The sequence below is a fragment of the Aureibaculum algae genome, from assembly GCF_006065315.1.
GTDB classification, from domain to species: Bacteria; Bacteroidota; Bacteroidia; order Flavobacteriales; family Flavobacteriaceae; genus Aureibaculum; species Aureibaculum algae.
On record NZ_CP040749.1, the window covers coordinates 2,822,251 to 2,841,267 of the forward strand.

General features: G+C 29.9%; 23 protein-coding genes. 10 read left to right on the top strand and 13 right to left on the bottom strand.

Annotation, left to right across the window (positions count from 1 at the left end):
* Window positions 1–35 precede the first annotated feature (35 nt).
* The gene (locus tag FF125_RS11790; RefSeq protein WP_138949949.1) at window positions 36–1,556 is read left to right on the top strand and encodes a GH3 family domain-containing protein; all 1,521 of its coding nucleotides are present in this window, start codon (window positions 36–38) and stop codon (window positions 1,554–1,556) included.
* A 45-nt stretch (window positions 1,557–1,601) separates the two neighbouring features.
* Here FF125_RS11790 and FF125_RS11795 read toward each other — a convergent pair whose 3' ends face one another.
* Entirely contained in the window at window positions 1,602–2,171 is a 570-nt protein-coding gene (locus tag FF125_RS11795) for a hypothetical protein (RefSeq protein ID WP_138949950.1), read from the bottom strand.
* A 344-nt stretch (window positions 2,172–2,515) separates the two neighbouring features.
* On the opposite strand from FF125_RS11795, the gene FF125_RS11800 reads away from it, so the two are divergent.
* The 4 genes from FF125_RS11800 (at window position 2,516) to FF125_RS11815 (ending at window position 5,489) form a co-directional block, all read left to right on the top strand.
* Window positions 2,516–2,947, top strand: a complete 432-nt coding sequence (locus tag FF125_RS11800; protein WP_138949951.1) for a BLUF domain-containing protein — start codon at window positions 2,516–2,518, stop codon at window positions 2,945–2,947.
* A 197-nt stretch (window positions 2,948–3,144) separates the two neighbouring features.
* Window positions 3,145–4,401 (top strand): putative DNA modification/repair radical SAM protein, encoded by a 1,257-nt coding sequence (locus FF125_RS11805; RefSeq protein ID WP_138949952.1) that lies wholly within the window; start codon window positions 3,145–3,147, stop codon window positions 4,399–4,401.
* Window positions 4,401–5,165, top strand: coding sequence for a TIGR03915 family putative DNA repair protein (locus tag FF125_RS11810; RefSeq protein ID WP_138949953.1), 765 nt, complete (start codon window positions 4,401–4,403; stop codon window positions 5,163–5,165). The genes FF125_RS11805 and FF125_RS11810 overlap by 1 nt, the downstream gene beginning before the upstream one ends.
* A gap of 138 nt (window positions 5,166–5,303) precedes the next feature.
* Window positions 5,304–5,489, top strand: a complete 186-nt coding sequence (locus FF125_RS11815; protein ID WP_117882304.1) for a CsbD family protein — start codon at window positions 5,304–5,306, stop codon at window positions 5,487–5,489.
* A gap of 81 nt (window positions 5,490–5,570) precedes the next feature.
* Here the strand turns inward: FF125_RS11815 and FF125_RS11820 are convergent, their stop codons facing one another.
* The 11 genes from FF125_RS11820 to FF125_RS11865 form a co-directional block, all read right to left on the bottom strand.
* Entirely contained in the window at window positions 5,571–5,741 is a 171-nt protein-coding gene (locus FF125_RS11820; RefSeq protein WP_138949954.1) for a lmo0937 family membrane protein, read from the bottom strand.
* Between the two features lie 147 nt (window positions 5,742–5,888).
* Window positions 5,889–6,914, bottom strand: a complete 1,026-nt coding sequence (locus FF125_RS11825) for a helix-turn-helix domain-containing protein (RefSeq protein ID WP_138949955.1) — start codon at window positions 6,912–6,914, stop codon at window positions 5,889–5,891.
* A gap of 31 nt (window positions 6,915–6,945) precedes the next feature.
* Window positions 6,946–7,092 (bottom strand): lmo0937 family membrane protein, encoded by a 147-nt coding sequence (locus tag FF125_RS11830; RefSeq protein ID WP_138949956.1) that lies wholly within the window; start codon window positions 7,090–7,092, stop codon window positions 6,946–6,948.
* A gap of 23 nt (window positions 7,093–7,115) precedes the next feature.
* Entirely contained in the window at window positions 7,116–7,256 is a 141-nt protein-coding gene (locus tag FF125_RS21920) for a hypothetical protein (protein ID WP_175418917.1), read from the bottom strand.
* A 237-nt stretch (window positions 7,257–7,493) separates the two neighbouring features.
* Complete coding sequence (locus FF125_RS11835; protein WP_138949957.1) at window positions 7,494–9,662, bottom strand: ATP-binding protein; 2,169 nt, start codon at window positions 9,660–9,662, stop codon at window positions 7,494–7,496.
* A 6-nt stretch (window positions 9,663–9,668) separates the two neighbouring features.
* Entirely contained in the window at window positions 9,669–10,115 is a 447-nt protein-coding gene (locus FF125_RS11840; protein WP_138949958.1) for a response regulator, read from the bottom strand.
* Between the two features lie 2 nt (window positions 10,116–10,117).
* On the bottom strand, window positions 10,118–10,678 hold the full coding sequence (locus FF125_RS11845; protein ID WP_138949959.1) for a helix-turn-helix domain-containing protein: 561 nt from the start codon (window positions 10,676–10,678) through the stop codon (window positions 10,118–10,120).
* Between the two features lie 278 nt (window positions 10,679–10,956).
* A complete protein-coding gene (locus FF125_RS11850) occupies window positions 10,957–11,175 on the bottom strand; it encodes a hypothetical protein (protein ID WP_138949960.1) in 219 nt (72 codons plus the stop codon).
* A 39-nt stretch (window positions 11,176–11,214) separates the two neighbouring features.
* Complete coding sequence (locus FF125_RS11855; RefSeq protein WP_138949961.1) at window positions 11,215–11,376, bottom strand: DUF1328 family protein; 162 nt, start codon at window positions 11,374–11,376, stop codon at window positions 11,215–11,217.
* A gap of 348 nt (window positions 11,377–11,724) precedes the next feature.
* Window positions 11,725–12,177: a ferritin-like domain-containing protein gene (locus FF125_RS11860; RefSeq protein ID WP_138949962.1), complete on the bottom strand. Its 453-nt coding sequence runs from the start codon at window positions 12,175–12,177 to the stop codon at window positions 11,725–11,727.
* A 145-nt stretch (window positions 12,178–12,322) separates the two neighbouring features.
* On the bottom strand, window positions 12,323–13,396 hold the full coding sequence (locus tag FF125_RS11865; protein ID WP_138949963.1) for a DNA topoisomerase IB: 1,074 nt from the start codon (window positions 13,394–13,396) through the stop codon (window positions 12,323–12,325).
* A gap of 307 nt (window positions 13,397–13,703) precedes the next feature.
* On the opposite strand from FF125_RS11865, the gene FF125_RS11870 reads away from it, so the two are divergent.
* Window positions 13,704–14,711, top strand: a complete 1,008-nt coding sequence (locus FF125_RS11870; RefSeq protein ID WP_138949964.1) for an App1 family protein — start codon at window positions 13,704–13,706, stop codon at window positions 14,709–14,711.
* Between the two features lie 76 nt (window positions 14,712–14,787).
* On the opposite strand, the gene FF125_RS11875 is transcribed toward FF125_RS11870, so the two are convergent.
* Window positions 14,788–16,197 (bottom strand): exonuclease domain-containing protein, encoded by a 1,410-nt coding sequence (locus FF125_RS11875; RefSeq protein WP_138949965.1) that lies wholly within the window; start codon window positions 16,195–16,197, stop codon window positions 14,788–14,790.
* Window positions 16,198–16,321: 124 nt separating this feature from the next.
* Here FF125_RS11875 and hpf point away from each other — a divergent pair, with 124 nt between their 5' ends.
* The 4 genes from hpf (at window position 16,322) to FF125_RS11895 (ending at window position 18,999) form a co-directional block, all read left to right on the top strand.
* On the top strand, window positions 16,322–16,624 hold the full coding sequence (gene hpf / locus FF125_RS11880; RefSeq protein ID WP_138949966.1) for a ribosome hibernation-promoting factor, HPF/YfiA family: 303 nt from the start codon (window positions 16,322–16,324) through the stop codon (window positions 16,622–16,624).
* 15 nt (window positions 16,625–16,639) lie between these two features.
* Complete coding sequence (locus FF125_RS11885) at window positions 16,640–17,176, top strand: DUF421 domain-containing protein (protein ID WP_138949967.1); 537 nt, start codon at window positions 16,640–16,642, stop codon at window positions 17,174–17,176.
* A gap of 31 nt (window positions 17,177–17,207) precedes the next feature.
* Complete coding sequence (locus FF125_RS11890) at window positions 17,208–17,609, top strand: VOC family protein (protein ID WP_138949968.1); 402 nt, start codon at window positions 17,208–17,210, stop codon at window positions 17,607–17,609.
* A gap of 82 nt (window positions 17,610–17,691) precedes the next feature.
* On the top strand, window positions 17,692–18,999 hold the full coding sequence (locus FF125_RS11895) for a DUF2254 domain-containing protein (protein WP_138949969.1): 1,308 nt from the start codon (window positions 17,692–17,694) through the stop codon (window positions 18,997–18,999).
* The last annotated feature ends 18 nt before the right edge of the window (window positions 19,000–19,017 follow it).

The following is a 19,017-nucleotide window of genomic DNA, read 5'->3' on the forward strand; positions in this document are numbered from 1 at the left end:
AATTAACCAAAGTATGAATCTATAAATTAAAAAAAATGGCCATTTTAGGAAATATAATAAAAGGAGTAATTGAAATAACAGACAAACTAGCTTCAGATAATGACCCAGCCATTGCTCAAAAAAGGGTATTAAAAGAACTCCTAGAAAAAGCAATGAATACAGAATTTGGTACCCATTATCATTTCAATACTATTTTAAAATCAAAAAATGTAGCAACTACTTTTTCCAAGGAAATTCCATTTTTTGATTATAACAAAATGAATTCGGAATGGTGGACAAAATTACATGACGGATTAGAGAATATAACTTGGCCCGGTTCACCTGATTATTTTGCACTAAGTTCTGGAACTACGGGTAAAACTAGCAAAAGAATTCCAGTTACAAACGATATGCTTGACGCCATAAAACAGGCTGGCATCAATCAAGTATTGGCATTATCAAATTTTGATTTACCACCCTATTTTTTCGAAAAGGAAATTATGATGTTAGGAAGTTCTACAGAATTAAAAGAACAAAACAATCATTTAGAAGGTGAAATAAGTGGTATTAGTGCAAGTAACATTCCTTTTTGGTTTAGACCTTATTATAAACCGGGCAAAGAAATTGCACAAATTGATGACTGGGATACACGTGTAAAAAAAATAGCTAAAAATGCTAAAAACTGGGATATCGGAGCGTTAAGTGGTATTCCTTCATGGATAGAATTGATGTTACAGGAAGTTATTCGCTATCACAATGTGAATAATATACATGACATTTGGCCTAACTTACAAGTGTATACGTCTGGTGGAGTTGCTTTTGATTCTTATGAAAAAAGTTTTAATGCCTTGTTAGGAAAGCCCATAACCATAATTGATACCTATTTAGCTTCTGAGGGATTTATTGCTTTTCAAGCACGTCCTGAAACTTCAGCAATGCAATTAGTAACCAATAATGGTATCTATTTTGAGTTTGTCCCCTTTAAACCGGAGTACATTAAGGAAGACGGTTCTTTAGTACCCAACGCAGAAGTTAAAACCTTAGCGGAAGTTGAATTAGATCAAGATTACGTTTTAGTGATTAGTACAGTTTCTGGAGCATGGCGTTATTTGATTGGCGACACCATTGAATTTACAGATATTAAACGAGCTGAAATCAAAATTACAGGTAGAACCAAATTTTTCTTAAATGTTGTTGGATCACAATTATCAGTAAATAAAATGAATGATGCCGTAAAAGAACTTCAAAATCACTTTAATATAAAGATTACAGAATATACCATTTCGGCTAAACGAATTGATGGTGCTTATTATCACAGCTGGTATCTAGGGACTGATAATACAGAAATTGATGCTAAAAAAATTGCAGAAGCATTAGACAATGCCTTAAAAAAAGCAAATAAAAATTATAAAGTTGCCAGGTCAAAAGCATTGAAAGGTGTGCATGTTAAGCTTGTCAAAGCCTCTGTTTTTCATGATTGGAATGATGATAATAAAAAGAAAGGTGGCCAAGTTAAAATGGAGCGAGTAATGGGAGAAGAAAAATTTGCCAAATGGGAAAAATTTGTAAACGAATAAGATAGTACAATTTGAAAACAGTAGCGACTTCTTTGAATTGAGCGATTATTCATTTCTTAAATCTAACTGAAGGTCTACTTTTTTTTCTTCAACCAATTCCATTATTTCTTCAGGTGATAGATAGTATTTAATTATTCTAGCCTTATAATCTTGTGCTATAGAGGCATTGTTGAGAATAAAATCTTTTGTAGCCAGAATATAGGTAGCCATTCCATGTGAAACTGCAAAAGTATCTGCTGTTCTTTCCGCCTCCTTAATTGATTTAGATGAAATTAAATAGTTTATTCCGAATAAAATTAAACTCAATTTACTTCGTCTTTCATAATCCATAATATGTCCTAATTCATGACCAATCCATCCAATAAAAACTTCCGACGGAATGTCTAACGTATTAAACTCTTGTCCTTCGATTTTAAATGTGTTACTAATTAAAATAACATAAGATCTATTTTTTCTTGATTTCCATAGGAAGTCCCAAGTTGGTTGGGCTTGCATGGTTGACTTCTTTATGTTTTTTTTAATTTTAAAAGATATCGATGTGTTTTTTAATTCTGGATAATAGGATAATGCTTTTACAATATTTCCTTTTATGCAATTCGGTATTGTTTTATTCATTTTTTACACTTTAAACAACAATATAATGATTAGAATTTTCTTAAAAAACTCAAAAACTTATCGAGTTAAACATTTTAGCAAAAGAGTTAAAAAAAATTTAAACCTCACTGTTTTAAGGGTAATGTAGCATAAAACAACCGTTGCTTACTTTTAATACATTATTCTTCAGATTAATCAAACATACTATATGAGCACACAAATATGTATAGCAGTAACTATTTTTTTCTTTATATTTACACCCCATAAGAATCCCCTTAATTTGGAAAGTTTAAATCTTCAAGTTTTAATATTTTTTTCTATTTAAGAATATAAGGGTTTTATAATAAAGTAAATAAATCCTTTACATGTTTCAACTAACATACGTCTCAAAATCAAAATCTGTAATGAATTTTACAGATTTAAACAACATTCTGGAGAGTGCAAAAATTAAGAATTCTACACTCGATATCACAGGTTGTTTGGTTTATCATAACAGTAGATTTGTTCAAATTCTTGAAGGAGAAGAAAAAGAAGTTTTGCAGTTATATGAAACAATTAAAGCTGATGAAAGACATCAGGATGTGACGTTGTTATGGGAAAATAATGCAAAGAGGAATTTTGGAGAATGGAATATGGCATTCCACAATCCAAATGATGACGATGTTAAACAATTTGTCGAAAATTTAATTCTGTTTTCAGATTTTGCAGAAAAATCTTCTAGTGCACTTTTGAGCTTTTGGGCAACAGTAAGACGCGTGCTAGGTGACGGGAAATTAAGAAATGTTGAAAGTATTTAAAGGGGTAACTCTTTTTTACCATTCCTATTTTATAACACAAGGCGTATTCGTGTTTTTCAACACTAAACATAACTTCTTGTTTTTTAGCTGATTACACAATTAACTTTGTGGGAGAATTTTCTATAATTACTTTAATTTTTCAATAGTAAACTCTTGTTTTTACAATAAATAAACACAACTTTTAAATAACTTATTTAATGAATTGGGACAGAATAAATGAGAAATTATCCATATTAGCAGATGCTGCCAAGTATGATGTATCCTGTTCTTCCAGTGGGAGTAAACGAACAAATAAGGGGAAAAATTTAGGTGATTCTTCTGGCGTAGGGATATGCCATAGTTATACTGAAGATGGACGTTGTGTTTCACTCTTAAAAATATTATTAACGAACTATTGTATTTACGATTGTTTATATTGTGTTTCCAGAAAAAGTAACGACATTAAACGAGCTGCTTTTCAGGTAGAAGAAGTGGTTGATTTAACATTAAACTTTTATAGAAGGAATTATATAGAAGGACTCTTCTTAAGCTCAGGAATTTTTAAAAATCCTGATTACACCATGGAAAGATTAGTTCTCGTTGCAAAAAAATTGCGATTAGATTATAAATTTAATGGCTACATTCATTTAAAGACAATACCAGGAGCAAGTGACGAATTAATGTATGAAGCGGGATTGTATGCGGATCGACTTAGTGTAAATATTGAACTTCCAACTAAATCAGGATTAAAATTGCTAGCTCCAGATAAAGACCATAAAACAATGCTAGCTCCTATGAATACTATCCAGCAAGGCATTCAAATATATAAAGAAGAGAAAAAGTTAATTAAATCATCTCCAAAATTTACACCAGCTGGCCAATCTAGCCAGATGATTATAGGAGCCACTAACGAAAGTGATCTTGACATTGTAAAAACATCAACGTTTCTCTACAAGAAATACAACCTTAAAAGAGTCTATTATTCTGGTTATGTACCAGTGCTTTCAGACAACAAACTCCCCACATTAGGAACACCAGTTCCTATGGTTAGAGAAAATCGACTATACCAGACAGATTGGTTATTTAGATTTTATAAATTTAAACCACAAGAAATAGTTAATGAATATTATCCGAATTTAGATTTGGAAATTGACCCGAAATTATCTTGGGCTTTAAGGAATTTGGATTATTTTCCTGTGAATATTAATACCGCTGAATATCATATGATATTAAGAATTCCGGGAGTCGGTGTTAGGTCAGCACAAAAAATTATTGCGGCCCGAAAACATGCATTTTTAGGTTATGAGCAGCTAAAAAAGATAGGTATAGCATTAAATAGAGCTAAATATTTTATAATCTGCAAAAACTATTATTTCACTAAAGATTTTGACCATAACCGTTTAAAAAGTGAAATTTTACACTTTAGCACTAGTAAATATAAAAAGAACTTTTCCAATCAACTCTCACTTTTTTGATGACCTACCTTATTTATGATACCACAATTGAAGGTTTTTTAACTGCCGTTTTTGAAGTGTACGAGCTCAAATTAAATAATGTGGCCATTAGAAAAAACAATATAGAAATACCACAATTGTTTGTAGAAATTATAGAAGTCAGAACAAATTTTGATAAGGCAAAAAGGGTTTCAGAAAAACTCATAACTATTCTTAATAAAAAAGGATTTCAGTCTCTTCTAAAAACGCTATTAAGTGAATTTGAGTCGATTGAAGATGATATTTTAAAGGTTATACGTTATGCTTTAGAACGTAAAGAGAATGTTTTAAGTAATTTTGGTCACCCTGCAGTATTAGAAATTAAGCAAGTTTTAAAAAAAATTAATAGAGAGCGTCATAGAATGAATGCATTTGTTCGGTTTAAGTTGGCCAATGATGGAACTTACTATGCCTTCATCGAACCTGATTTTGATGTCTTACCATTAATTAGTAATCATTTTAAATCGAGATATGCAGATCAAAATTGGTTAATATATGATTTAAAAAGAAATAGAGGAATTTATTATAATCAAGAAAAGGTTGAATTTGTAATTTTAGAAGTTAATGCGAAAGAACAAAATCAAAAGCTCAATATTAACCTTGACCCTTCAGAAATTGAATTTCAAAAACTGTGGAAATCATATTTTAAAAGCACCAATATTTCTTCAAGAAAAAACATGAAATTGCACCTTCAACATGTACCCAAAAGATATTGGAAATTCCTAATTGAGAAAAGTAGTGAATAACAATCTTTTTTAATATTCTTTAACGTCAACATTTAAATTTTTCGGATTAATGTTCGGCTTCTTCTATTCTTATCTTTGAAGTAACATTAAAATATTAATCTTGTCTGTTGAGAAGACAGGCCCAAAAAACATAAAATTATGAACACAGATCAATTAAAAGGCAAGTGGAATCAGGCCAAAGGAAAATTAAAACAAAAATACGGTGATTTAACCGATAACGACCTTACCTATGCGGAAGGCAAATTTGACGAGATGCTGGGTAAAATTCAGGAAAAAACTGGAAAAACAAAAGAACAATTAAAAGAAGAAATAGATAATTTTTAAAATTCTCTAAAATTTAAAAACACAAATAAAAACCTCCAATAGTTACTATTGGAGGTTTTTTATTTTTTTAGCTGTATACTTTTAATCTAACGGTTTTCGACCAGAGATTATATTATATAAAATTACAACTACTGCTATAACTAATAGAATATGAAGTAAGTTACTAGTAGCAATTCCTTGCACTATACCTAACATTCCTAAAAGCCAAACAACTATTAAAATAACGGCAACAAGCCAAAGTAAACTTCTCATAATTCGTGGTTTTAAGTTAATGATATTGTTTTAAAAAAAATAACTTATAACTTCCTCCGATTTTAACGATTAGTTATTCTCTAAGAAGTTTTAAGTAAAAAATCCAGCCTCCAAAGACCGGATTTTTTGGGGAATTAAAGTGATATATTAGGCTGTTGCAGCTAGCGAATTTTGGTTGTCTTTATAAAATTTAGGACTACAATCATACTTTTGCTTAAATATTTTTGAGAAGTAACTTCTACTCGTAAATCCAATGCTGTAAACAACCTCAGAAATATTTAAATCTGTAGTTCTAATTAATTGTTCAGATTTTTTTATTCTTTCATTTATAATAAAGTCTCTCACCGTTCTATCATGTAAAAATTTAAACCCTTCTTGCAATTTACTATTAGAAAGACCTGACTTTCTGCTTAACATTTTTAAGGTATAATCGTTTTCAGGATAATTTGTAATAAATTCTGAAATCTCTTTAACCTTTTCCATCTCTTTACTACTTAAGCATCCTGTTGCATTTGCTTCGGCAGCTAAATCATCTTTACGTTGTTGTATTTCTAACGCCAATATTAAGTGAACAATACCCTCAATCATTAAACTTCTTACAATACCTGTATGTCTAATAGCATTCAGCTCTTTTATTTTTTCTCCGATTTTTAAATTATAAGAACCGATGAATACAGAACTATCTAATTGACTATCTTCAAAAAAAGTATTTCTTAATCTTTGATTCAAACTAGAACCTTCAACCGTTTCTGATTTAGTGGTGTTCACAACTATTAAAGAAATTTTAGTACGATCCTCTTTTTTAAAGGTTAATATATTTTCTTCTGCTCTCTTACATGTCAAAATACCTGTTTGGTATTTTTCAAGTGCTACTGACCCTGAATTCCCTCCAAAACTATGGCTTACACTACCTTCTGAACAATACGTGAAATAAATAGGTAAATTTTTAGTGGCCATCATACTTATTACAACTTCATCAGTTAATGTCACATCAAATTCAATATAAGATATTCCATTTTTTAAAGCAATTCCTTTAATGGTACCTCTACCAAAATTTCCGTTTAAATCGAGTTTGTATTCATTTGATATGATTTCTAAATTACCACCAAAATTATTATGTAATTCAGTAAAGATTTTTTCAATTTTGATTGATTTTATATGTGTAGTTTTCATGATAGTTGTTTTAAGTTAATTTTTAGATTTACTAATTTTCTTTAAATAATTTAATAGCGATAGCAATTACAGCAGCGACTAAAAGAAGATGTATTATTAATCCTAGTCCATATAGAAAAAAACCAATGGCCCACGCCACTAAAAATAATATTGCTATACCGTAAAAAATTCTAGACATCTTAAATTGTGCTTTTAAATCCGTTAATTATCTAATAAGTTAGATAAAGGGACTAAGACAATTTTTTCATTGTTACGTTGATCTTCAATAGTCTCAGAAATTTGTTTTGTAAAAACCTTACCTACTCTAGCAAATTGTTTCAAATTAAAATTGTCTCGTTCCATGTTGTTTTATTAAAGAATTATATACTCTCTTTAAAGTACATGGCAAATATCCGTCAACACCTCCCTTAACACGTTACAGAATTTTTGGATTTAGTTATACAATTATATGTTTTGGGGTAAAAAGGAGGTTAAACCATTATAAAAATGGCTTTTTAGAGCATAAGAAGTTATTTAAGACAGAAATGCTTTATAAGATATAAGAGTAAAATAGTAGCGAACTCTAGGTGAGGAATAAAATTATGCAGGTAAATAGATATAGAAAATCGAACCCTTATTTGGTTCGCTAGAAGCATGAATAAATCCATGATGATTCTCTACTATTTTTTTACAAATAGCCAAACCAATGCCAGTTCCTGAATATTCGTTTTTTTGATGTAGCCGTTCAAAAATATCAAAAATTTTGTCTGCATTTTCTTGATCAAAGCCAATACCATTATCACTAACTACAATCTTATGATAGCTATTAGAAGTTTTTAAGAAATTAAAAGGAATTTGATCTTTATATACTTTAGAAGCATCAATTAAAATTTTAGCTGGACCTGTCAGACTTCTATATTTAATTGCGTTTGAAATTAAATTATTAAACAATTGTTCCATCTGAAAAGGAATTCCTTTTATGATTGGCAGCTCGGTTTTAACAATTTTTACATTAGCTTCTTTTAGCCTTTCCGAAAGATTATCTTGAACTTTTTCAAGTTTTTTATTCAAGTCTATTCTTTCAAAATTTTCATGTGTGCTATCAATTCGTGAATAGCTTAATAAATTTTTAATAAGCATTTGCATTCTGTTCGCAGAGGTGTCAATTTTATTGAAATAGGTAAGACTTTTATCTGAAAACGCTGTACCCTCCGTTTCTGAGAGTAAAGAGATAAACATTTGAATTTTACGCAATGGCTCTTGTAAATCATGACTCACCACCCTATTAAAAGACTCTAACTCGGCATTGGAGCGTTTCAATTCTTTATTTCTCTTTTTTAATTTTTTATCTTTTTTTATACTTTCTGTAACATCTTGAAGCACACCTACCATTTTTTCTTTACCATGTTCCATTATAGTTAATGTGGCAGATTTAAAGTGCTTTACTTTTCTGTTTTTAGTAATTACTCTGTAATTAGCCTCTGTAATTCCCTTTGCTTTTAAATTCTTAGAAGTCGATTTTTCAAACTTTATTTTATCATCTGGATGCACAAAGGAGCTAAGTTTTTCGAAACTTGCTTCAAAATCATTGGGTTTACATCCCAGCATGGTGTATAAATTATCTGACATGTCAGTTTCGCCGTTTTCCAAATAAGTACTAAAACTTCCTATTTTAGCCATAACCTCTGCGTTATTTAAAATGGCATTTTTCAAAAACAGACTGTTATTCAAGTTTCTTAGATTCTCGTTTCGTTCTTTTTCTTGCGTAACATCTATGGTAGTAACATTTACCCCTCCCTCTAATTTTGAAGCCACACTTTTTAGCCACTTCCCTTCATTATTAAAGGTATAATGACTCGTTAATTGCTGTGATTTTCCAGTTTCTAAGCAATTAATATACATCTCAGAAATTCCATTCGTAAATGTAGAAGGATATGCTTGAGACAATCGTTGACCGACAATATCTTGTGCTGAAGTTCCTGTCATGTCTTCAATTTTGTTACTGGCATATTCAAAAATAAAATCAATTACTTTACCGTTTTCATCTCTAAGGGGTCTGAAATAAGTAATCAGATTATTACTTGTGGTAACGATACTTTCAACGAACGCCTGAGTACTTACTAACTTTTTGCGAGAATTATTTATCTTTCTAAAGGCGAGCCAAAAAATAATTAATGAAAACAAAGCCAATAACAAAGAGATAAACGGTGTGAAAAAGGTTTCCGTTTTATAGGCAATCATCCGCTCTTTAAATATAGCCTCTCTTTTTTTAGACATACCTGACTTAAATAATTTCAATCTTTGGACAACTGAAGATAAGGCACTTACTTCTTTAATTACTTCTTCCTCAGATGCCTCTAACAAATGATACCTATATTTATTAAGCCTAGTAACAATAGCGTGTAAACTGTCTTTAAATTGAACTGTAGAATCAATATACTGTTGCTGTTCGGGTACCTCTTTTGTCAGTTCCGTTAAATTATGAAGTGAAATCTCTATTTCTCGTTTATAGTCTTTATAAGTATCAGCGAGTGTCGTATCCTTTACTATTAAAGCTTTGTATTCTGCAGCTTCTACCAAACTAAATTTAGAAAATAGATTATTTATTTCCTTTTCAATTAACAATGATGATGAGACTAAATCAGCTGATTTTTCTAAGTTATTTATCTGACGATAAGAAATACTAGAAAGCATTAATAAAAATGCAATAGCAATTGCTAGCACAATTTTATATGACTTCGTTGAAGATATAATTACTCTAAAATCCATTTTAGGTTAGATTCTAAATAAAAAGTTTTCCTTATTTAAATTTGATGTTTGGTATTGCCAGTTTAGTTGTAACACCTTTTCTACTACTTTTTTAAGTGCTGAAAAATTATTAGGTTTATTAATGTAAACATTAGCTCCACTAATAAACGTATTTTCTATATCTTTTTCAGAAGAAGAAGTTGAATATATGGCTACTGGTATCTTTTTTAAATTTTCATCTTCTTTCATTTCCTTAAGACATTCCATACCATTTTTAATAGGCATATTTAAATCTAAAAATACAATATGTGGCGTAATGGTATCTCCTTTTTTTAAGTAGTCCATCATTTCTTTACCATTTTTAAACATGGAAAGTTCCGTTTTAATTTTCAGATCCGCTAATGCCTGCTCAAACAGCCATCTGTCATCTTCGTCATCTTCTGCAAGAAAAACAATTAAGTTATTTAACTTCATTTTTATGCTTTATTAGATTTAAATACTTTTCGTTTTTCTATAATTTTTTGAAATACAGTGGGTGTTAACCCTGTTATTTTCTTAAACTGACCTGATAAATGGGCCACACTACTATAATTAAGTCTAAATGCAATTTCAGTCAGTGATAAGTCAGTTGTTGCAATTAATTCTTTAACATAATCCACTTTCTTTAGAATAACAAAGTTTTCAATAGAGGTATATGTGCCTTCTGAGAAAAGATTCGATAAATATGTATAAGAATAATCTAATTTATCAGATAAATAAGAGGATACCTTATACAAATTAGCCTCATCATCTTTAAGCATCTCATTTATAGTATCTTTAATTCGTTGTATCAATTCGGTTTTTTGGTTATCAATAACTTCAACTCCATATTTTTTTAAAGATGTTGTTAAACCCAATTGCTGTTGCTCTGTCAATTCTTTAGTAAATACAATTTCTCTAGCACCATTTATAGTATATTGAACATCCAATTTATTTAATTGCTCCTTAAGAATAGCATTACAAGTAATGTCAAGATTGAATGTTACATAAATTTTCATAATCACCATTTAATTTGACAAAAGTTCAATTTTCTAATAAAACGAATTGAAAAAGTACACAACGAATATACTATAATTGACTTACTAAGTTTAAACAAAATTTATTTTTTTTAACCTATTCTATTATACACGACTAATCTAATTAAAAACTTTAAATAAAATTAGGCTTCTATAATCTTAAATAGATGTTAATCCAAAAAAAAACGAGTATTTAAAATACTCGTTTAAACCCATTAACGTATTAAACCAATGTGTTTATCATTCCCTTTAAGAGATTTTTAATTAATGGTATCGATAGCTTCTTCGACATTTTCTTTAACGTCTTCAGCAGCATCTTCAACTTCTTCACCAGCTTCTTCTAATCCATCACCAATTTCATCAATAGCTTCTTCAACCTTTTCCTCTGGTGTCTCTTTTTTCTCTTTACAACTTGTTAATGTCGCAAATGACATTGAGGTTATAAAAAGTAAAAGCATTACATAAATTACTCGTTTCATAATTAATAGTTTTTAGTGTTTTTAAATCGTTTTTTTGTATTAAACTTTTTTTCTACCTGTTATGAGTGAGAAAACAAATAGTATTAAAAAAATAAAAAATAAGACTTTTGCAATACCGGCAGCTCCCGCGGCTATTCCACCGAAACCAAGAACTCCAGCTATTATTGCTAAGATTATAAATGTGATTGTCCAACGTAACATAATTTTTCTGTTTTAAGCTTGTCTGACTGACAAGGATGATTAATAAATAATAATTGAGCTATGGTATTTCTCAATCTTCTTACACAAAAGTCTATAAAAATTAATAATCACATTAACGCTAATGCAATAAATATTAACGCATTACATATTTTCTACTCATCCTTTTCATCATGGTAAACAACAAACGGTTAAATTCTTTAATCAATTTTAGCATTAGATAAATTTGCTTTACAATGCTCTGAGTATCTAAGAAATATAGGCATCAATACCTTTGAGATAAAAGAACCCTGTAGGGTGCAAAACCTTACAGGGTGGTAACATATTTTGTATTTAAATAATAGGTTTAACTTAGGCTAAGTCTTCCAAATTTTTAATGGTATTTAAGTCATTTTTAATTTGACTTACTTGATTGGTAAGTAAGGTAGCCGTGCTCGTAGGTAAGTTTATTTCATTCAATACATCTTGATAGTCATCAATAGCAGCTTTTTCACCCGTAATGGCCGCTTCTAACATAGATTCGTCACTATCTGCAGAAAAGAAAGATTTTACATCCATCCATGCACGATGCATTGAGCCAGCCGCACTTCCTCCTTTATCAATTTCTTGTCCAAAGTTTCTAATTTCAGATTTTATAGCATGTCCAAACTGATTTCGCTCTTTTGATTTTCTCTCAAAATAACCTTTCAATCCTGGATTTTTAGCATTTTCTGCGGCTTTATGATACCCTTTTTCAGCATCATAACTTTTTTCTAATAAGGTATTTAATTTTTCACCTAATTTTTCAGTGTATGTCGTACTCATAATAATTGTTTTTAAATTAATAGCTTATTTTTTTTGATGCTAAGCTACTCAACATCAATACTGATGTAAAATTAGAAAGATTCAAGTTTGGAGTTTAACGCTATCCATTTGAATTTTAATCGTATCGATAAAAATTAATTGAATTCTAAAATTTCGGGTTAAAATTTGCTATTACATTAAGAATTACGGATTCTGATTTGGTAAAGTATGTTGCTTGTTGGGCAGCATGGTTAACATCTTGGAAATACTGATGTAAAGACCCTTCCTCATACAAAGTAACTAGCATTGGATGTACATAATATTTTCTACATACATTTCTTGTATTACCCAATTCTTTAGCAGCGGCATCAAAACCTAACAATATATTTTTTTGTCTTTCTTTTTTAGTTTCGGGCTGTTTCATTTCCATTAATTTTTCAAAAAATAATACTGAAGCAGCCCAAGTTCTAAAGTCCTTTGCAGAAAAAAACGCTCCACAAATGGCATGCAGGTAATCATTAATCATACTACTGTCAATAGATTGTTTAACACCATCTTCATCATAATATTTAAACAATTCCCAACCGGGTATTTCCTCACAGCGACTAACCAATCGGATTAATTTTTTATTGCGAATAGTTATGGAATGCTCCTTCCCTTTTTTACCAATAAATTCAAATTTCAAATGACTTTTATTGACTTCAACATGCCTTTTCCTTAAAGTAGACAAACCATAAGTCTGATTGCGTTTTGCATATTGTTCATTGCCTATTCTAATATGGGTTTCTTCCATAAGACGGATCACCAAAGCTATAACCTTAGTTTTCGGCCATCCCTTTTGGTCTAAATCGGCATCTACTTGCTTTCTAATAACAGGAAGTTGATTTCCAAACGCCGTCATTTTATAAAACTTCGTCTGATTTCGAATTTTTGTCCACCTAGGGTGATAACGATATTGTTTTCGACGTTTAGCATCACGCCCCATTGCTTGTAAATGTCCCTCCTCTAAATCTGTAATTTTAACATCATCCCACATTGGAGGAATAACTAAACTCTTTATTCTTTTTAACTCATTTTTATCTTTTAAACGTATTCCATTAAAGGAATAGGTAAAGCCCCTACCCCATTTTTTTCTAAGAATCGGAAAGTCCTTATCCTTAACATAAACAAGATTATATTGATTAATGATTTTTTCAGGAGTTCTTAACAATTGTATTAGCTTTCCTTTCGATACCGCCATTGAATTTGTTTTTAATAAATCAGTAGGTAAACTTAGCTTTGTATAACTAATTGGTTTACCCTCAACGCAAAAAAAATTAATGCAAATACTATTTATGATAAAATAGTATCCTATTCATTTTAAAGTAACTAAAACAAGAGTCCAAGCTATAGTTTTAGATGAAATCTCATGTCAGTTGAAGTACTATTTTTAACATTGAATAGATTTTTTAAAGCATTTTTTTTAATTTAGACCTCAAGGTACTTTGATGCAATAAAACCGATCAAAAAAGTATATTTGAATGAATTAACAATAAAATCATTTAATAATGTTTAATTACATTTCACAATTAATAGACGATCCTGATCCTATTATTATTATTCCTTTTGGTGGATTTGCAAATGATAAGAAAATATATGCCCAAGCTAGAGTACTAGAAGATGAGGGTATAGACACAACGATTGATAATTCTTTTTCAAAAAATATTGTTCGGTCTTTTAAGCGTTTTGAAACGGATGAAAAAGCCAACGTTTCTGTAAAAGTTACTTGGCAAAATAAAGAGTTCGTATTGGTTTCTGATCGTGAAGGTTATATCTATTTAAATACCAATCATGGTCTTGATCTAAAGCATAAAAAAACAATATGGATTCCAATAACTTATGCCCTAAAAGAAGATAGCAAAACCCTATTTACAATTACTGATTCTATAATGAAACCTGCTTCCAATGCTGAATTTGGAGTAATTAGTGATGTTGATGAAACTATTTTAGATACGGGGCTTTACTCCTTTTTAAAATGGAGAGTAATTATAAATACTATTGTTAAATCGAGTGATCAACGTTTGCCTATTGAGGGATCTCAGGAATTATGCTCCCAACTTTATGGCGGAAGAACGGGGTATAATGAAAACCCATTTTTTTACCTTTCTAATAGCCCATGGAATTTATATGATTATCTGCAGGCATTTTTAGAAAAAAACAATTTCCCAAAAGGCACTTTATTATTACGAGATATTGGTTTAGAAAACAAAAGGAAAAAATCTTTTTTAGAGGGTAACAAATTTTTAAAAATTAAGCATATACTTGAAACTTATCCATCAATGCCATTTATCCTTATTGGTGATGCTCACGATTTAGATTCTGAAATATATTTAGAAATAGCAAAGCAATTTCCCGATAGAATTCTTTGTATTTATATTAGAAGTATTGCAAAAACGAAGAAATTAAAAAAAGTTGTTCAATTAATAAAGAATAGTGCTCATGTAGAAATACTTTTGGCAGAAAATACGGCACAAATTATTAAACATGCTAAATCTAAAGGGTATATAGTTTCTTAACTACTATGTTCTTACCTATTCAAATACATATTATCATAAATTATTACAAAATTGGAAAAAACATAAAGACAAGTACTTAATTTACACGCGTTGTATCTGCTTTTATAATTTTTAAACTTTTTGAATTTTTATGTAAGTAAGCACTCAATATTTTAGAAGTGAAAAAGTTATTGCTGTATTGCTTTATATAGTCTTTAAATCCCTCAAAATGCTCTATAACATTCTCATTATCTATAAAACTAAATCCTTGGTATTCGCCATTTTCAATGAGTATTACACACGTTTCTGAAGAAGTTCTACCTTTTTCTACAATTGCATAAGATTGTTGTTCGTTTTGTACATTATATAATGCTTGCTTAACACGTTCGTTATAGGTAGCAACATCCTCTTTCTGGGAACAAATGCCTAAACAATTTTTAATTTTAGAATGTGAACATGATCCATTGGTTACTTGCAATGAGCAGTACTTAGGACACAAATTAAACTTTTCACATAACTTGGTTAGCGTTTCTGTGGCTACGGCAGTACTAAATAAAGTTTGAACTGAATTGTTACTCACCTTTGTTTTATGCAAAGCCAATTGCAATACTCCCAATTGATTTTCATAAGAGATTATTTGATAAACACTGGTTGGTTTTTTCTGTGTCTGATTGAATTTAGGATCGTTTTGACTAATATAATCTGCCTCCAAAAGTAATGCAGAAAGCTCATTTCCAGTTTCCTCAAAATCTAATGCATGCGTTTCATTGCAGATATTAATTATTTTTTGCGATTTGGAATAAAAGTGAGCTAACACCTTTTTTCTAATATTCTTATCCTTACCAACATAAATAATCTTTCCACCCTCATCTTTAAAAATATAAACACCTGGCGTGCTGGGTAGCTTTTCAAAATCTTTTGCAGGTAAATTATTAGGCAACGCAGTCTTAACTGACGACTTATTGAGATACTTCTTTAAAACTTCATACTCTGATTTGCTATCAAGTTTTAATAAATTTAAAAAAAGGATAGTTGTGGCTCTTGTGTCTGCCTCTGCCCTATGAGCACCATTTAATTCAATACCAACCGATCTACACAATTTCGATAAACTATATGATGGTAAACCTGGTATGAGTTTACGAGATAATCTTACTGTGCATAATTTTTCCTTCAAAAATTTTTCTCCAATAATTTCGAACTCTTTTTTTAAAAAACCGAAATCAAAATTCACATTATGAGCTACAAAAATGGAATCACTCATTTTCGTCTCAATAATTTCAGCTATTTCATGAAATTTTGGAGCATCGTAAACCATCTCATCACTTATTCCTGTTAATGCTGTAATATGTCCGGGAATAGGTGTCTCTGGATTGATAAGGGATTGATAAACATCAACAATCTCCATATTTATTACGGTAATAATGCATATCTCTGTCATTCTACCTATACTGACACCACCAGTAGTCTCTACATCAACTATTGAAAATTTTGATTCCTTGAAATTCATCTTACAAAGGTAATACGAAAAAGTATTTTTCAATACTTTAATTTATTACGGCAATTTAATAACTATTTGCGTTAATGAACTGCTTTTAGATTTACTAAAATTGTAGTGATAAAAACAAACAACAATGCAAATAATTTTTGAATACCACGATGTAAACTCCAGTAATGATTTAGAGAACTTGGTTACTGAGAAATTAAACGATTTAGAAGAAAAGTATGACTTTGTTCACAGAGCTGATGTTTTCTTTAAAAAAGAGAATACAAGTTCAGATGAAACGGGACTCATTTGTAATATAAGATTGAGTATGCCGGGTCCACGACTTTTCGCTGAGGCAACGCATAGTAATTTTCAATTTTCTATTGCTGAATCGATTAATGACTTAGAAAGCCAATTGCGAAAACGCAAAGATAAAATGATTAATTACTAATTAAAAAATGGACCAATGACCGCTGATATTTCAAAAAAACTTTTCAACCTGAGTACAGATTCCTTTACTATTATTTTCTTAACAGCAATAGGCTCGTTTGTAGCATTAATGCTTTACACAAGAATTTTTGGGAAAAGAAGTTTTTCTAAAATGTCAAGTTTTGATTTTTCCATGACTGTAGCCATTGGATCTATCATAGCAACTACAATAGTTTCTTCATCAGTAACCATGTTACAAGGTATCGTTGGATTAGGAGCTGTATATAGTATCCAATTAACTGCTGCCTTTGCAAGAAGATACAATTGGGTTAAATCATTAATAGATAATAAACCATTGCTTTTAATGGAAGGCGAAGATATACGCTATGATAATTTAAAAAAAGCTAGAGTAACCAAAGACGATCTCATAAGTAAACTTAGAGAGGCCAATGTTTTAGAAAAATCTCAGATAAAAGCAGTGGTTTTTGAGGCTACTGGTGATATCAGTGTATTACATACTGATAAAAAAAATAGTGAAGTCGAAGATTGGTTATTAGCTGATGTAAATAGATAAAATAATTAATAACTATAAAATTAATAATATTATGAAAGTAAAACCATATTTAGCCTTTTCAGGCGAATGTCAAGAAGCAATTAATTTTTATGCAGATTGCTTTGACGCTAATGTAACAAACAGAATAACATACGAAGATGCGAAAATGGATATTCCAGAATCGTATAGAAAGAAACTTCAACATGCCGAAGTTAAAGGGAATGGCGTACATATCTTAGCCTATGATGCTGCACCAGATACACCACTAAATGGTGGTAATAAAATACATATGAGTATTGATTTAAATGATACAAATAAAGCAAAGACAATGTTTAAAAAATTGTCTGAAGGTGGACAAATTAATAATCCGTTTAACGAAGAACAATGGGGTGCATTATATGGACGTTGTACGGATAAATTCGGAATCCATTGGATGATTAATTGTGATTTGTAAAAAATGACGGTTACAACACACCTATTACTAAGTGGTTATTCTTATACATGGGAATGACCACTTTACTTTTAATTTTATTTAAATGCTTAAACCTATTTTAAAATTCTTTAAAAAAAAATACCAAGGTGTAATACATAGTATTGCATTTTTCCCTGTACTTCTAAGTATTGCGTTTTTACTTCTAGCTATTGGTGCTTTACAAATTGAGAATTTAGAAATAGTAAATTCTGTAAAGAAAAAAATTCCATATCTTTTTATAGAAGATTATGAAACAGCTAGGTCCATTTTATCAACTATTATTGGTGGTATTTTATCACTTACTGTATTTAGTTTCACCATGGTAATGGTAGTTTTAAATCAGGCATCTTCAAACTTTTCACCTCGATTATTACCAAATCTTATATCAAATAAAAGACATCAAATTATCTTAGGAATTTATATTGGTACGTTACTTTACTGTATCATCATTTTAATCTCCTTAGGTGCCACTGGTATGGATTCAGAATCATTTGGTTTATCCACTATGGTTGCCGCTTCTTCAAGTTTAGTTTGTATAGGTCTTTTTGTATATTTTATTCACAGTATTTCACGAGCAATTCAAATACACAATATTATTAATAGAATATTTGAATCTAGTACTAGTTATTTAGAAAAAAGAAAAAAGGATCAAAAATTAAAGAAAATAATTGTAAAAGCTTTAGATACGGAAAGCTGGACAACTATTTCTAGTGATAAAACGGGTTATTTTAGAGGATTTGATAAAGCATTAATAAACGATGCTTTTAAAGAAAAAAACAATCAAATTGAAATAATTCCTTATTTGAATCAGTATATTTGGAAAGGAATGCCGGTTTTAAAAATCAAAAAATCTATAACTGATGAGGAGCTTAAAGATTTGATTTTTTGCCTCAATATTTCATCAGATAGGCATGAAGATGATAAAGGAATTTCAGGGATGATAAAATTAACAGAAATTGCGGTCAAAGCGATGTCACCAGGAATTAATGATCCTGGAACTGCCATAGATGCCATTAATAAAATGGAGCAATTACTGAGTGAATTTCTCAAATTTCCTAAGGTCATTTCAACACCAATGACACATAGTAAATTAATAATTACTGAAAACAATGTTTCTGCAAAAGAATTAATGCGAATCTTAGTTCAGCCTATTCGATTGTATTCAAAGAAAGATAATTCCGTAATTTATGTTCTTATTAAATCATTACAGTATATTTCAATGAACTCAAACATTTCAAACGAAAATAGATTAGTTGTCAAAAGGGAATTGGAAGCGTTAAAAAATGATATTGATAAAAATGTTACTAATAAATTTGATAAAGAAAATTTAATGGCATTATTAGAAACCAACGTTTTTGATACAGTACTTTAATTATAATAATCAGACCAA